General features: G+C 56.9%; 1 protein-coding gene. It reads left to right on the top strand.

The window, feature by feature from the left end:
* A partial coding sequence (locus J9889_RS02510; protein WP_246878023.1) for an IS4 family transposase occupies positions 1 to 678 on the top strand: 678 nt, incomplete at both ends.

Genomic DNA, 678 nt, shown 5'->3' with positions numbered 1-678 from the left:
ATTCACTCATTGCCGGACAAGTCAGTGACCCTGCTGGATAAAGGCTTCTTCGGTGCCGACCTGTTGCTGCGTATTCAGGCCGAAGACACCGACCGTCACTGGCTCATCCCGGAACGCAAGGGGCTGGTATACACGGAACTTGAGCGTTATGGCGACGGTGACCGTCTGTTGCAAATGACGGTCTCGCCTCAGGCTCGCAAGAAAAACCCGGCGTTGCCGACACACTGGCAAGTTCGCGCAGTGACCTATGAGGTGGCAGGCAAGGAGAAAACGGTCTTTACCTCCCTGCCCGTGGCGCGATTCAGCGCAGCTCAGGTGGCGACCCTGTACCACGAGCGCTGGGAAATCGAGCTGGGATACCGGGATATCAAAAGCGCGATGCAGCACAACGCCATCACGCTGAGAAGCAAGAAAGTGGACTTGGTCTATCAGGAGCTGTGGGGATTGCTGCTTGGATACAATCTGGTCAGGCGGGAGGCCAGCCAGGCCGCCGTAGCCCATCAGCGAGCGCCCAATGAGGTGAGCTTTAAGTTTGGTTCTTCGCGGGATCTTGGGGAAGTGGAAGTTGACAGACAGGGTGCTGGTAAACTGGCTGTCTCCAAACACACCACCACCATCACCCTGCTGTCGCCGTGCATCATATTGATATTGCCTCCTTCTGGCCAGGTTATACCGTCA

It is taken from the genome of Aeromonas sp. PrichA-15, assembly GCF_017939245.1.
Lineage (GTDB): Bacteria > Pseudomonadota > Gammaproteobacteria > Enterobacterales > Aeromonadaceae > Aeromonas > Aeromonas caviae.
This window is presented reverse-complemented; position numbering and strand designations above follow the sequence as displayed.